The sequence below is a fragment of the Caenispirillum bisanense genome (genome assembly GCF_900230255.1).
Classification (GTDB): Bacteria; Pseudomonadota; Alphaproteobacteria; order Rhodospirillales; family Rhodospirillaceae; genus Caenispirillum; species Caenispirillum bisanense_A.
In genome coordinates this window covers 154,603-168,258 of record NZ_OCNJ01000001.1, presented here as the reverse complement: position 1 = coordinate 168,258, position 13,656 = coordinate 154,603, and the positions used below count along the sequence as shown (strand labels likewise).

At 73.1% G+C, this 13,656-nt stretch carries 13 protein-coding genes; 5 read left to right on the top strand and 8 right to left on the bottom strand.

Going from position 1 to position 13,656, the window contains the following annotated elements:
• Positions 1-73 precede the first annotated feature (73 nt).
• A complete protein-coding gene (locus tag CRP50_RS00835) occupies positions 74-655 on the top strand; it encodes a TIGR00730 family Rossman fold protein (RefSeq protein WP_097277086.1) in 582 nt (193 codons plus the stop codon).
• 28 nt (positions 656-683) lie between these two features.
• Here the strand turns inward: CRP50_RS00835 and CRP50_RS00830 are convergent, their stop codons facing one another.
• The 6 genes from CRP50_RS00830 to CRP50_RS00805 form a co-directional block, all read right to left on the bottom strand.
• Positions 684-1,622: a lysylphosphatidylglycerol synthase transmembrane domain-containing protein gene (locus CRP50_RS00830; RefSeq protein WP_097277085.1), complete on the bottom strand. Its 939-nt coding sequence runs from the start codon at positions 1,620-1,622 to the stop codon at positions 684-686.
• Between the two features lie 13 nt (positions 1,623-1,635).
• Entirely contained in the window at positions 1,636-2,568 is a 933-nt protein-coding gene (locus CRP50_RS00825) for a class I SAM-dependent methyltransferase (protein WP_097277084.1), read from the bottom strand.
• Entirely contained in the window at positions 2,565-3,605 is a 1,041-nt protein-coding gene (locus CRP50_RS00820) for a glycosyltransferase family 4 protein (RefSeq protein WP_097277083.1), read from the bottom strand. Before CRP50_RS00820 ends, CRP50_RS00825 begins: the two co-directional genes overlap by 4 nt.
• The gene (locus CRP50_RS00815) at positions 3,602-4,006 is read right to left on the bottom strand and encodes a 6-pyruvoyl trahydropterin synthase family protein (RefSeq protein ID WP_097277082.1); all 405 of its coding nucleotides are present in this window, start codon (positions 4,004-4,006) and stop codon (positions 3,602-3,604) included. The genes CRP50_RS00820 and CRP50_RS00815 overlap by 4 nt, the downstream gene beginning before the upstream one ends.
• 31 nt (positions 4,007-4,037) lie before the next feature.
• On the bottom strand, positions 4,038-5,021 hold the full coding sequence (locus CRP50_RS00810; RefSeq protein ID WP_097277081.1) for a zinc-dependent alcohol dehydrogenase: 984 nt from the start codon (positions 5,019-5,021) through the stop codon (positions 4,038-4,040).
• 98 nt (positions 5,022-5,119) lie between these two features.
• Positions 5,120-5,935, bottom strand: coding sequence for a creatininase family protein (locus CRP50_RS00805; RefSeq protein WP_097277080.1), 816 nt, complete (start codon positions 5,933-5,935; stop codon positions 5,120-5,122).
• Positions 5,936-6,072: 137 nt separating this feature from the next.
• Here CRP50_RS00805 and CRP50_RS00800 point away from each other — a divergent pair, with 137 nt between their 5' ends.
• The 3 genes from CRP50_RS00800 to CRP50_RS00790 all read left to right on the top strand — a co-directional run bounded on the left by CRP50_RS00800 (position 6,073) and on the right by CRP50_RS00790 (position 8,767).
• Positions 6,073-6,633 carry a type 1 glutamine amidotransferase domain-containing protein gene (locus tag CRP50_RS00800; protein ID WP_097277079.1) on the top strand — a complete coding sequence of 187 codons (561 nt, stop codon included), beginning with the start codon at positions 6,073-6,075 and terminating at the stop codon, positions 6,631-6,633.
• A gap of 72 nt (positions 6,634-6,705) precedes the next feature.
• Complete coding sequence (locus CRP50_RS00795) at positions 6,706-7,740, top strand: sodium:calcium antiporter (protein WP_097277078.1); 1,035 nt, start codon at positions 6,706-6,708, stop codon at positions 7,738-7,740.
• 22 nt (positions 7,741-7,762) lie between these two features.
• On the top strand, positions 7,763-8,767 hold the full coding sequence (locus tag CRP50_RS00790; protein WP_097277077.1) for a magnesium transporter CorA family protein: 1,005 nt from the start codon (positions 7,763-7,765) through the stop codon (positions 8,765-8,767).
• Positions 8,768-8,791: 24 nt separating this feature from the next.
• On the opposite strand, the gene CRP50_RS00785 is transcribed toward CRP50_RS00790, so the two are convergent.
• A complete protein-coding gene (locus CRP50_RS00785) occupies positions 8,792-10,237 on the bottom strand; it encodes a diguanylate cyclase domain-containing protein (protein WP_176524967.1) in 1,446 nt (481 codons plus the stop codon).
• Positions 10,238-10,665: 428 nt separating this feature from the next.
• On the opposite strand from CRP50_RS00785, the gene CRP50_RS00780 reads away from it, so the two are divergent.
• Positions 10,666-12,249 (top strand): diguanylate cyclase, encoded by a 1,584-nt coding sequence (locus CRP50_RS00780; RefSeq protein ID WP_097277075.1) that lies wholly within the window; start codon positions 10,666-10,668, stop codon positions 12,247-12,249.
• Positions 12,250-12,259: 10 nt separating this feature from the next.
• Here the strand turns inward: CRP50_RS00780 and CRP50_RS00775 are convergent, their stop codons facing one another.
• Entirely contained in the window at positions 12,260-13,642 is a 1,383-nt protein-coding gene (locus tag CRP50_RS00775) for an ATP-binding protein (RefSeq protein ID WP_097277074.1), read from the bottom strand.
• Positions 13,643-13,656 lie beyond the last annotated feature (14 nt).

Below are 13,656 nucleotides of genomic sequence, written 5' to 3'. Positions count from 1 at the left end.
TTCCGCTGCCGCGCGCCCGGGTGCTATGAGGCCGCCACCCAATGACGCGAGGCGACAGACGGAGGATCCTATCATGCGGCGGTTGTGCGTGTTCACCGGCTCCAACGAGGGTGCCAACGTCGCCTATGGCGCGGCGGCGGCGCGCATGGGGAGGCTGCTGGCCGAGGAAGGCATCGAGCTGGTCTACGGCGGCGGCCGGGTCGGCCTCATGGGCATCGTGGCGGACGCCTGCCTCGCCGCCGGCGGGCGCGCGATCGGCGTCATCCCCAAGTTCCTGATGGACCTGGAAGTGGGGCACGAGGGCCTGAGCGAGCTGCGCGTCGTCGCCAGCATGCACGAGCGCAAGGCGCTCATGGCCGACCTGTCCGACGGCTTCGTCGCCCTGCCCGGCGGCATCGGCACCATGGAAGAGATCTTCGAGGTCTGGACCTGGGGCCAGCTCGGCAACCACGGCAAGCCGGTCGGGCTGCTCAACGTCCATGGCTACTACGATCCGCTGCGCACCTTCATCGACCACATGGTGGCGGAGCGCTTCCTGCGCGCCGAGCACCGCGGCATGCTGCTGGTGGAGACCGAGCCGGCGGCGCTGGTCGCCAGCTTCCGCGACTGGAAGCCCCTCGCCCAGGCCAAGTGGATCACCCGCGCCGAACGCTGACAGGACCGGCCACGCCCCTCCCCCTCCGTCACCGCCGCAGCAGCACCAGCGCGCCGGGGGTGGCGGAGATGAGGATCGCCGCACCGTAGACCACAGAAATGGCGACGCCCTGGCTCGCCGGCAGGCCCGCCGCCGCCCACAGGCCGGCGGCGGCGCCCTCGCGGACGCCCCAGCCGCCGACGGTGATGGGCACCGTCATGGCCATGAGCACCACCGGCACGACGCCGACGGCCATGACCGGATCCAGGGTGACGCCGATGGCCTTGCCGGCGCACCAGAAGGTGGCGAGGAAGCTCGCCACCACCGGCAGCGACAGGGCCTGATGCATCACGAAGTTCCGCGGACCGAACAGGGCGCTGCGGCTGTCGCGCAGGAACTCGAGCGCGAACTGCGGCTTCCGCCGCCCCCGCCGGGCGAGCGCGCGCAGGATGCGCATGGCGGCGAAGATCACCAGCGCCACACCCGCCAGTGCCCCGGGAAAGACCCACAGCGGCAGCACCGAGCGGATGTTTCCGGGCACCAGCAGAAGCCCGATCAGCGCCACCAGCACCAGGGTGATCTGCCCGGCCACCCGCTCGCACAGCACCGCCCGCCCCGCCTCGCCGAGGCCGGCGGTGCGGCCTTCGTCTTCGTCAGTCCGGGTGCGGCGGCGGTCGCGCCACGCCCGGACCAGGTCGCCCGGCACCCCGCCCGGCAGGGTCTGGTTGAGGAAGACGGCGAGGAAATACTCCGGCACCGCACGCCGTAAGCGGAGGTCGCCGCCGAACAGACGGGTGAACCAGCGCCAGCGGACGGCGGAGAACAGGTAGTGCGGCAGGGCCGCCGCCAGGGCCGCCGCCAGCCACACCGGCTCCACCCCCGCCAGATGCCCGAGGATCTCGTCGGTGTCGAGCAGCAGCACCACGACGCCCAGCACCACCACGGTGGACAGGGCGCGCAGGGTGCCGATCACGGCGGTGCGGCGCATGCGCGACGCCCGCTCAGGGGTGCGCCAGCAGGTCGACGTGCCCCACCTGCAGGCGGCCGTGGCCGCGCTCGACGGCCTTGAGGCGGCGGTCGCACCAGGCGGCGATGGCGTCGTGCCGGTCCGAGGGCGCGATCTCGGCGGCGGCGCGGGCGTAATCGTCGATGAGCAGGCGTTGGAACCGCACCGTCTCCGGCCCGGCGTCCCAGTCGCTCGGCTCGGTCGCCACCTGCCAGCCGAGGGCGTGGAAGGCGTCGGCCATGATCTGCGGCGCGTCGGGGCCGAGGGCGGCGCCGAAGCCCTTGTCGCCGCGCTGGTGCAGGTTCACCAGGGCGATCACTTCCTCGTCCAGCGGGTCCACCGGCGTGAAGTCGACCATGCCGTTGTAGGTCAGCGCGGCGTAGAACGGCGCGCCGGCCTCCACCACCGCCCGCGCCATACGGGTCAGCCAGCCGGCCGACACCAGATCCATGAGCGCCGCGCAGGTGACGAGGTCGACACCGTCCAGCGGCAGATCGTCGGCGCCGGCGGAAAGGTCGCGCAGCTCCAGCTCGATGCGGTAGCGGTAGTGGTCCGGGCCTTCCACCGCCAGGATGGTCTCGTCGCCGTCTTCCCACCGCATCGCGAGGCCGTCGGCTTCCGCCCAGGGGCGGATGCGGTTGGGCAGTTCGCGCAGCAGCAGGGGGTCGCGGTCGATGCAGCGCCAGGTCTGCGGCACCGGCAGGTGCGGCGCCAGGGCCCGCAGGTTGGAGCCGGTGCCGCAGCCCATGTCGACCACCGACAGGCCGCGGCCGCGCGGCATGCGCTCGGCCAGGCGTTGCACCAGGGCCACCGGCCGCGCGGCGCGGTCGAGCGGTTCGCGCAAGGTCAGCCAGTCGGTGGTGAACAGCGGGTCGATGCCGGCGAGGCCGCCGGCGGGCGGGGCGGCGTCCATGGCGGCGGCGCTCATCGCACGGCCTCCAGCACGGACGCGAAGGCCTGCGCCTGGGCCCGCCAGTCTGGCAGGTCCGCGCGGGCGGCAAGGGCCCCGCGGCGCAGGGCGGTACGATCCTCGGGGTGGTCGAGCAGGCGGGCCAGCGCCGCCGACAGGGCGTCCACGTCGCCCGGCGGCACCAGGACCCCGGCGCCGGGCGGGACGGTGGCGGGGATCGCCCCGCCGGTGGTGGAAACGACGGGGAGGCCGCGAGCCACCGCTTCAGTCAGGACCATGCCGAACCCTTCGTAGTGCGAGGCGAGGACGAAGACGTCCGCGGCGTCATAGAGCGCCGCCAGCGCCTCGGAGGTGACGGCGCCGGCCAGGGAGATGCGATCCCCGAGGCCGGCGCTAGCGATCAACGACCGGAGTTCGGCGGCCGTTGCTGCGTCGCGCTCCGGCCCGGCGATGGTGAGGCGCCAGGTCCGGTCGGCCAGCGGCGCCAGCGCCCGCACCAGCACGTCGTGCCCCTTGCGCGGCACCACCGCGCCCACCGCCAGCAGCACCGGCGCCGCCCCGTCGGAGCCTGCCGCCGCCGGCGCCGCATCGGTGCCCGGCAGCACGACCGCCACTCGATTCGCCGGCACGCCGTAGTCGCGCACCAGCGTCTCGGCCGTCACCGGGCTGGTGACGATCACCTGCCGCACCGCTGCCAGCGCCGCCCGCTCCATCACCGCGAAGACGTCCGCCGTCACGGCGTCGAGCCCCGTCTCCAGGGCCAGCGGGTGGTGCACCAGGGCGACCAGCCGCAGCCGCGCCGCCTGGGCCGCCGCCGCCTCGGGCAGCACGCCGAGCGCCAGCCCGTCGACCACCACCAGGGCGTCGTCGGGCAGCCGGGCGAGCAGGTTTTCCGCCGCCGTGCGGTCACGGGGGGCCGGCCGCGGGAAGCCCTCGGCCAGTTCGTGGACCGCCACCGCGTGGCCGAGGTCGCGCAGGCCCTCCACCATGCGGCGGTCGTAGACGGTGCCGCCGGTGGGGCGGTCGAGGGCGCCGGGCAGGACGAGGTGGATCATGACGTCAGCGCACCCTCGTAGGCGGCCCAGGCGACGTGGCTTTCGTGCAGCGTCACCTTGAGCACGGCCAGCCCCTGGGCATTGGGGCCGAGGGTGCCTTCGCGCACATGCCCGGCGATGCGCCGCCAGACGGCATGGGCGAGGAACTCGGTGGTCGTGTTCTGGCCGGCGAAGGCCGGCTCGTCGTCGAGGTTGCGGAAGTTGAGATCGGACAGCACGTCCTTCACCAGCGCATGGGCGGCGCCGATGTCCACCACCACGCCGTCGGGGTCCAGGTCGGGCCGGCGGAATTCCACGTCCACCACGTAGGTGGCGCCGTGCAGGCGCTGGGCGGGGCCGAAGGTCTCGCCGGTGAAGCTGTGGGCGATCATGAAGTGGTCGCGGACGCAGACGCTGAACATGGACGCGGGGTCTCCTCGGTCGGTGAGCGGATCAGGGATAGCGGATGCGGTGGCACAGCACGTCGGCGCCGGGGGCGAGGACGCGCGGCAGGTCGGCGGGCAGGTCGGCGAAGGCGGTCTCGCCGGAGATCAGGACGTCGAGCGCCGGGTCGGTCAGCAGCGCCAGCGCCGCCGCCAGCCGGTCGCGGTGGCTGCGGCGGGCACGGCGGGCGGGCGACACGGCGCCGACCTGCGACGACACCAGCCGCAGCCGCCGGCTGTGGAACGCCTCGCCGAGCGGCAGCGGCACCGAGGCGGCACCGAACCACGACAGGCAGAGCACCGTCGCCTCGAACCCCGCCAGCTCCAGCGCCTGCGCCAAAGCGGCGGGATTGCCCGACGCCTCGATCACCAGATCGGCCTCGCCCGGCGCCTCCTCGGGCGCGGCGAAGCCGATGCCGAGCGCCGCCGCCACCGCCCGACGCTGCGGCAGCGGATCGCAGAGGGTGACGGTGGTGCCGGGGATGCGGCCGGCGAGCCACGCCGTCAGCGCCCCCACCACCCCGGCGCCGAGCACCACGATGCGGTCGCCGACGCGCGGCGCCGCATCCCACAGGGCATTGACGGCGGTTTCCAGGTTGGCGGCGAGCACCGCCCGCCCCGCATGCACGTCCTCGGGCACGGGCACCAGGGCCTCGGCGGGCAGCAGCCAGCGGTCCTGGTGAGGGTGGAGGGCGAAGACGGCGCGGCCCATCAGGTCCGCCGGCCCGTCCTCTACCCGCCCGACGCCGGCATAGCCGTACTTGACGGGAAAGGGGAAGTCGCCGGCCTGGAAGGGCGCGCGCATGGTGGCGTACTGGCTCTCCGGCACCCGGCCGTGGAAGACCAGCCCTTCCGTCCCGCGGCTGACGGCGCCGAACAGAGCCCGCACCACCGCCTCGCCCGCCTGCGGGTCGGGGAGCGGCTCGCGGCGCAGTTCGGCCCGCCCGGGGGCGACGGTCCACAGGGCGGTGGCGGTGCGGGAGGAAGGGGTCATGCCGGCTCCGGCTGGGGAAGGATCACGGAGCCTATACGTGCGGTGCGGCCCCGGCGGAGCACAAGAGGGCGACGCCTCAGGCGTCAGGGGCCGCCCCCTCAGGCGTCCGCCGGCCCCACGCGCAGTTGGTGCAGGGGGAAAGCCTCGACGTCGGCCACCAGGTCCACCAGCCGGCGCGCCACGTGGTCGACGATGAGGGCGCCGCGCTCGGCGTCGGCGTCCTCGGCGTCGCCGACGGCGCCCTCGGGGTTGAGGTCCTGCGCCGCCCAGGCGAAGCCCACCGGCTTGTCGGAGCGCAACACCTCGCAATCGCTCGCCAGGTCTTCGGCGACGGAGGGGAAGCGGGCGACGAATTCGGTGCGCACCAGGTCGGCGCGTAAGTGCAGCATCATGCTGGTCTCGACGGCGCCGCCGTGGATGCCGAAGGTCAGCTCGTCCTCGGGGAACAGGGCGTCGGGCACGCCGAAGCGGTAGGAATTGGCGCGGATCACCAGCATGCCGTGCTCGTGCCGCAGGCGGCTCGCCACGATGTCGACGATCTGGCCCTGGCCGCCGTGGCTGTTGAACAGGATCAGCTTGCGGATGCCGGTGCGGGCGACGCTGGCGCCGATCTCCGTCCACAGGGCGATGAGCGTTTCCGCCGACAGGGTGAGCGTGCCGGGGAAGCCCGCGTGCTCGATGGAATGGCCGACCGGCAGGGTCGGCAGCACCAGCACCGTGCGGCGCTCGGGCAGCAGTTCCAGCATGCGGGCGACGATGCCTTCGTTCAGGCAGGCGTCGGTGTAGAGCGGCAGGTGCGGCCCGTGCTGCTCGATGGCGGCGACCGGCAACAGGGCGATCACCCGCTCGGGGTCGACCGTCGCGAAGTCTTCCGTCGTCAGGTCCTGCCAGTAGCCGCTCTGCAGTCCGTTCAAGGCAGCCTCCCATAGGTGCTTTCCCGGCAGTTTTAGCGCCCTTTTCGCCGATGTCACGGAAGAACCGCGCCGAACGGGCGGCGGCGGGGCCGCGTTGGTCGGGCAGATCCGTATTCACACAGCGAGGAGAAACCGACGTGCAGACGCTCGACGGCAAGAAGATCGCCATCATTTCCGCCAACGGGTTCGAGCAGTCGGAGCTGATGGAACCGCTGCGCCGCTTCCGCGAAGCCGGCGCCCTGGTCGACGTCGTGTCCATGAAGCCGGGCGAGCTGCGCGGCTGGAACAAGACCGACTGGGGCGACAGCGTGCCGGTGGACAAGACCATCGACGCCATCCGCCCCGACGACTACGACGCCATCATGATCCCCGGCGGCCAGATCAACCCCGACCTGCTGCGGGTGGAGCCCGCCGTGGTCAGCTTCGTCAAGGCCTTCCACGACAGCGGCAAGCCCATGGGCGCCATCTGCCACGGGCCGTGGGTGCTGATCGAGGCCGGCGTGGTCGAGGGGCGCCGCATGACGGCCTATCCCTCCATCCGCACCGACCTGAAGAACGCCGGCGCCCAGGTGGTCGACACCGAGGCGGCGGTGGACGCCGGCATCGTCACCAGCCGCAACCCGAACGACATCCCGGCCTTCGTGGACGCGCTGGCCGACGAGATCGCCCAGGGCACCCTTCACCGCCGCGCCGCCTGACCGGCGGCCGGCGACGATGACCCGGGCCGGCAGACGACCCCCTGAGCGCACCGCCCGGGGAGGCGGGGACCGATGATCCTCGACCTCTCCGGGCTCGCGCTCGTCTGGGTGTGGCTGCTGTTCGCCGCCTGCGCCGGGGTGATCCTGGTGGTGGGGTCGCGCCTCGCCGCCACCGCCGACGAACTGGCCGATCGCACCGGCCTCGGCGAGGCGATCACCGGCGCGGTGCTGCTCGGCGCCTCCACCAGCCTGCCGGGAATCGTCACCTCCGTCACCACCGCCGCCTGGGGCCTGCCGGAACTGGCGTCGTCCAACGCCGTCGGCGGCATCGCCGCGCAGACGGTGTTCCTGGCCGTCGGCGACTTCTTCCTGCGCCGCACCAACCTGGAGCATGCCGCGGCCTCGCTCGCCAACATGGCGCAGGGCACGCTGCTGCTCATGCTGCTCGCCCTGCCGCTGGCCGCGGCCGCGGCACCGGACTTCACCATCTGGTCCATCCACCCCGCCACGCCCTTCATGCTGGCGCTGTGGGTCTATGCCATGAACATGATCCGCGGCATCCACCACAATCCCATGTGGCGGCCGCAGCAGACCGACGACACCGTGGCCGAGGAAGACCAGCCCGACGACGATTCCGGCCGCGGCCTCGCCACCGTCTGGGTGATCTTCGCCGTGCTGGCGGTGGTGTGCGGCAGCGCCGGCTTCCTGCTGGCCGAGGCGGGCGTGTCCATCAGCCGCCGCACCGGCCTCGGCGAGACCGCCGTCGGCGCCCTCATGACCGGCGTCGCCACCAGCCTGCCCGAACTGGTGACCACCGTCACCGCCATCCGCAAGGGGGCGCTGACGCTGGCCGTCGCCGGCATCATCGGCGGCAACGCCTTCGACGTGCTGTTCCTGGCCATGGCCGACATCGCCTACCGCGACGGCTCGCTCTACCACGCCATGAGCGACCGCAGCCTGTTCGTCACGGCGCTCGCCATCATCATGACCGGCGCCCTGCTGCTCGGCATGCTGCGGCGGGAGCGCCACGGCCCCATGGGCATCGGCTTCGAGAGCATGGCGATCCTGGGCTTGTACGCCGCCGCCCTGCCCGTCATCCTCGGCTGACCGCACGACGGGAGGACCATCGTTGATCGTCGCCTACTGCTACCGCTCCGGCGCCATCCATCGCCGCACCATCGGCCCCGGGGATCCGCTGCCCGAGGGCACCACCTGGATCGACGCCCTGAACCCGACGCAGGACGAGCGGGCGGCGCTGTCCACCCTCCTGTCCATCGATCTGCCGACCCGCGAGGACATGCTCGAGATCGAGGCGTCGAGCCGGCTCTACGAGGAAGACGGCTGCCTCTACATGACGACGCCGGTGGTCGCCAACGCCGAGACCGAAGCCCCCGAGGCCAGCGCCCTGACGCTGGTGCTCAGCCCCCAGGCGCTGGTGACGCTGCGCTACGTCGAGCCCAAGTCCATCGGCATCTTCGCCGACCGGCTGCACCGCACCCCTGCCCTCGCCGCCACCAACGAGGCGGCACTGGTCGGCCTGCTCGACACCCTGGTCGACCGCACCGCCGACGTGCTGGAGGCCATCGCCGGGCGCCTCGAACGGCTGTCGACGGACATCTTCGACCGCGCCTGGCCGCAGGAGAGCAAGGCGCCGCCGCGCGAGCGCCGCCGCCCGCCGGCCGACCGCGACCTGCAGGAGGTGCTGCGCGGCATCGGCAAGGCGGGCGACCTGGCCGGCAAGGTGCGCGACAGCCTGGCGGGCCTGAGCCGGGTGGTCGCCTACGTCACCGCCACGCGCCCCGACATGTCCTCCGACCACAAGCGCACGCTGAAGACCGTGCAGCGCGACATCCAGTCGCTGGCCGAGCATGCCAACTTCCAGGCGTCGCGCGTCAGCTTCCTGCTCGACGCCACCCTCGGCGCCATCAGCATCGAGCAGAACAACATCGTGAAGACCTTCTCCATCGTCGCCGTCGCCTTCATGCCGCCGACGCTGGTCGCCAGCATCTACGGCATGAACTTCGAGCACATGCCCGAGCTGTCGTGGCCCTTCGGCTATCCGCTCGCCTTGGCGGTGATGGTGATTTCCGCAGTGCTGCCGGTGTGGTACTTCCGCCGCCGCGGCTGGCTGTAGCGGCGCCAGGGGGCGACGGGGCCGTCAGCCGTTGGCGGCGCGGCCCCGCGGCGGGGCGGCCGGAGCCTCCGGCGCCCGACCGCGGCCGCGCTTTTCCGTCTTGTCGGCGTACATGCGGGCGTCGGCCTCTTCCAGCAGGCCGTGGATGGTGTCGGCGTCGGTCGGGTAGATGACGCAGCCGACGCTGGTGCCGAGGCGCACCTCCTCCCCTTCGATCGGCCAGGGGGCGGCGACGGCGGCGCGGATGCGGCCGGCCACCAGATCCGCCTCGGCCGGCGTGGCGGTTTCCGCCGAGACCAGCACGAACTCGTCGCCGCCGACGCGCGCCAGCGTGTCCGACCGGCGGATGGCGCCGAGGATGCGCTGACCGACCTCGACGAGCAGGTGGTCGCCGACGCGGTGGCCGTAGCGGTCGTTGACCGGCTTGAAGCCGTCCAGGTCGAAGTAGAACACGGCGAAGCGCATGCCCGTGCGGTCGCTGAGCGCCACCAGCTGCTCCAGCCGCTCCAGCAGCAGGCGGCGGTTGGGCAGTCCGGTCAGGTGGTCGCGCAGGGCCAGTTGGGCGGCCTGGCGGTGGGCCCGCAGGGCGACGAAGAACAGCCCGCCGACCAGGGCGGTGATGATCCAGCCGGCGATGCGCACCAGCATCACCTCGGGCGCGGCGGCGGCCACGGGCCGCGCCGCCAGGGTCCAGGCACCGCCCGGCACCCGCACCGGCAGGGTGATGGCGTCCCTCCCGAAGGCCTCGCCCGCGCCGGCGATGAGCTCCGCGGGGCTGGACCGCCCCTCGTTGCGCCAGCCCACCGTCAGCGGCATGCCGTGATCTTCGAGCCCGGCGACGGTGACCAGCGCCTGCTGCTCCACCACCACCGACAGGGCGCCCCAATAGCGCATGGGGAAGTCCGGATGATAGGGCAGCCGGCGCACGAAAATGGGGATGCGCAGGATGAAGGCCTCGCCGCCCTGCACCAGCCGAACGGGGCCGGAGAAGACGTTGCGCGCCATGTCGCGCGCTTCTTCCACCGTCACCCACTGCTCCGGCACCTCGGCGTAGCGCAGGCCGAGGGCGGACTCGTTGCCGGCCAGCGGGTGCACCATGGTCACCACGTTGTCGGGCGCGAGCGCCAGATGGCGGATGAGCGGCACCGCCTGACGGGCGTTGGCGGCCACGGTGGCGAAGGCGTCTTCGTCGATGAAGGGGCGCTGCCGGATGGCGTTGGCGACCTGCTCGCCCATGGTCTCGATGAGGCCGACGGCGCCTTCCAGGCGGGCGCGCACGCCGCTGAGGAACAGGCTCGCCGCCGCCGCCCGCTGTTCGGCCACCCGCTCGGCGGCCAGACGCACGACACCTTCGGTCAGCAGGCCGCCGGCCAGCAGGCAGGCGAGCAGCGTCAGCACCGGCAGGTGCCGACGCAGGACCCCGGACCAGGAACGATGCGAACGATCGGCGGCGGCAGGCGGCGCGGTCACAGACATCCATCCACGACGGCCGCCCGGGGCGCATCCGGAACGGCGGGAGCGACAGTAGGGAAATGATCGGCCCGATACGGGTATCGCGGCGGGGCCACCTTAGCACCCGGCTATTCGACCGGATAGAAAAAAGGCCCCCTTGTATGACCTTCTACCTATTTGGCTCGGGCTTTCGGCCAGAGACACACTAACGTTCGTCAAGGTGGGCAGCAGGCCGAGCCCGCGCCAGCCGCAGTTGTGGCCGGGCGATGTCTTCCGGCTTCCGCCGTACGGCCAAAGCCTGGATAGACCAAGGCATACTCCGTCGTATCCGATATTGCGGTGAACTTTTCCCATGCTTTCGACGTAGTCTTAGCCCTTGAAACAAAAATGCCGGACGCCGCCGCCGCACGGCAGGCGACTCGGAACAACCGGGGCCGGGAACCATCTTGAAACGTCTCGTCGTCAGTATACAGGCGCGTGCCGCCCTCATCGTCCTCGCCGGCCTGCTGGCACTGGTCGCCAGCCTCGGGTCGGTGCTGGAGCGCGTGGTCGAGCCCACTTTCGCCGAGATCGAGCGCCACGAGGCGCGCGTCGCCGGCGACCGCATCCGCGAGGCGGTGCGGGCCGAGCTGGAGGCGCTCGACCGGCTCGCCTACGACTGGGCGGCCTGGGACGACAGCTTCGCCTTCCTGCAGGACTGGAGCGACGACTACGTCGCCGCCAACCTGCAGCCGAGCGCGCTGGACGTGCTCGGCATCGACCTGCTGGTCTTCGTCGACGAGGACGGCCGCGTCATCTGGAGCGGTCTGCTCGACGACAGCCGCGAGGGCCTCGCCGCGGCGCAGGGCTTCATGCCCGGCAGCCAGATCCCCGACCCGGCGCTGGTCGCCCTGCCCGGCACCGGCAGCCGCGTCATGGGCCTGTGGCGCTGGGGCGACGAGGTGCTGCAGGTGGCCGCCCGCCCGGTCACCGACACCCAGGAGGAGGAGACGCCCAACGGCGCCATCCTGATGGCCCGGCGGGTCGACGCCGCCCGCATCGCCCGTCTGGCGGGGCGGCTGCGCCTCGACCTCGGCACGCAGGTCCTACCGCCCGAGACCGGCCCCGGCAACGTGCGCAGCGCCCCGCGCGACGACACCACGGTGACGGCCCGCGACCACGCCTTCCTGGACGCCGAGGTGGCGCTGCGCGACATCCAGGGCCGCCCCCTGCTCGCCCTGTCGGCCCGCCTGCCGCGCGACGTCATGACCGCGGCGCGCGAGACACTGGCCACCGCCTGGGGCGTCGCCGTCACCGCCAGCGTCGCCATCGTCGGCCTCATCGCCGTGACCCTGCAGGTGCTCATCGTCCGCCCGCTGCTCGACCTGCGGCGCGCCGTCGTCGGCCTCGCCGAGGGCAAGGAGGCCGAGGCCGCCGGCCTGCCCATGCGGCGGCGCGACGAGATCGGTGCCGTGGCGCGCTCCATCGGCAAGATGCACGCCCGCATCAGCCACCTCGCCCACCACGACATGCTGACCGGCCTGCCCAACCGCCTGTCCTTCGCCGCCCGCGCCCGCCGCATCATCGAGACGGCGCGCGAGCAGCACCAGCTGGTGGCGGCCATGGTCATCGACCTCGACCGCTTCAAGCCGGTGAACGACACCTACGGCCACGACGCCGGCGACGGCGTCCTGCGCGAGGCGGCCAGCCGCATGACCCAGGCGGTGCGCGACAGCGACGTGGTCTCGCGCGTCGGCGGCGACGAGTTCGTGGTGCTCTGCTCCATCCAGACCGACACCCAGGCGGCGGAGATCGCCGAGCGCATCGTGCGCTGCATGGAACTGCCGTTCACCCTGGAGTCCGGCGCACGGGTGGAAATCGGCTGCTCGGTCGGGCTCACGGTCTGCCGGCCGGACGACAAGGCGGGGCTCGACCACCTGCTGGCCCTCGCCGATCAGGCCATGTACGACGCCAAGCGCGCCGGCCGCGGCCGCTGGCAGGTGGTGACCGACGAGACGGCGACGGCGGCGGCAGCAGCGGCGCCGGCCTGACCCCTGCCGGTCAGGCCACCTCGCCCGGCGGCGCATGCACCCGCGGCAGCGGCGGCATGGCCGGCAGCAGCAGTTCCGCCGCCAGGCCGCCCAGGTCGGAATCGCCGAGGGTGACGGTGCCGCCGTAGTCGTCCACCAGATCGGCGACGATGGCGAGGCCGAGGCCGCTGCCCGGCACCTGCTCGTCGAGCCGCGTGCCGCGCTTCAGCGCCTCCGCCCGGCGCTCGGCGGGCAGGCCGGGGCCGTCGTCTTCCACCCGCACCAGCAGGCGGTCGCCCTGCCCCGCCGCGCTCACCCGCACCGCGCTGCGGGCGTGCTTGCAGGCGTTCTCCACCAGATTGCCCACCATCTCCACGAAGTCGTCGCGGTCGCCGCGGAAGTCGGGCACGCCGCCGCCCGCCTCCAGGGCGATGTCGCGCCCCTGCGGGCCGTAGACCTTGTCGAGCATGGTGCAGATTTCGCCCAGCGCCGCCAGGGTGTCGGTGCGCGACGCGCCGCTGCCGGTGACGCCGGCCAGCCCGCCGCGGCCCAGGTGGCGCTCCACCAGGTCGGTCATGGTGGCGAGGCGGCGCTCCACCACCTTGCGGCCTTGCGGTTCCTGGCGGGACACCTCGCTGCGCAGGACGGCGATCTCGGTCTTCAGGGCATGGGCGAGGTTGCCGGCGAGCCCGCGCGAGCGCTCCACCGTGCGGCGGTTGGCGTCGAGCACATCGTTGAAGGCGCCGACCAGCGGCAGCAGCTCGCGCGGCACGTCCTCGTTCAGGCGGGTGCCCTCGCCTTCCCCCACCTTGCGCAGGTCGGCGAGCACCCGGCGCACCGGCGCGAGACCCCAGCGCACCTGGGCGGCGATGGCGGCGGCGAGCCCCACCGTCAGCAGCACCATGATGGTGACGAGGATGGAGCGGAACCGCGCCAGCGCCGCCCGCATCTCGCGGTCGGCCAGGGCGACCTTGACCTGCGCCGTGGTGCCGTCGGGCAGTACGACGCGGGTTTCCGCCGTCACCACCTCCTCGCCGCCCGGCCCGTCGTCGTAGCCGGCGACGGCGACCGCGCCCGGCGCCAGGTAGGACAGATCCTCCTGCGGCAACACCGCCCCGCGCAGGGTGGCCGAGCGCAGGGTGGTGCCGTCGGCAAAGGCGACCTGCCAGTACCAGGTGCCGTTGTCGGTCTCGCGCAGGCCCGGTCCCTCGAGCCGCGGCTCGCCGTCGGGGCCGACCACCACCGCCGCCGCCACCACCCGCGCCGCCAGGTCCAGCTTGCCGGTCAGGCGGTGCGCCTGCGCCTCGCGGAAGGCGTGGTCGAGCGCCACCGCCCCCAGCGCGCAGCCGATCACCACCACCAGCACGGCGGCGGCGATCAGGCGGTGGGTCAGCGACAGGCGCGGCGGCGGCATGGCGGGGCGGAGCC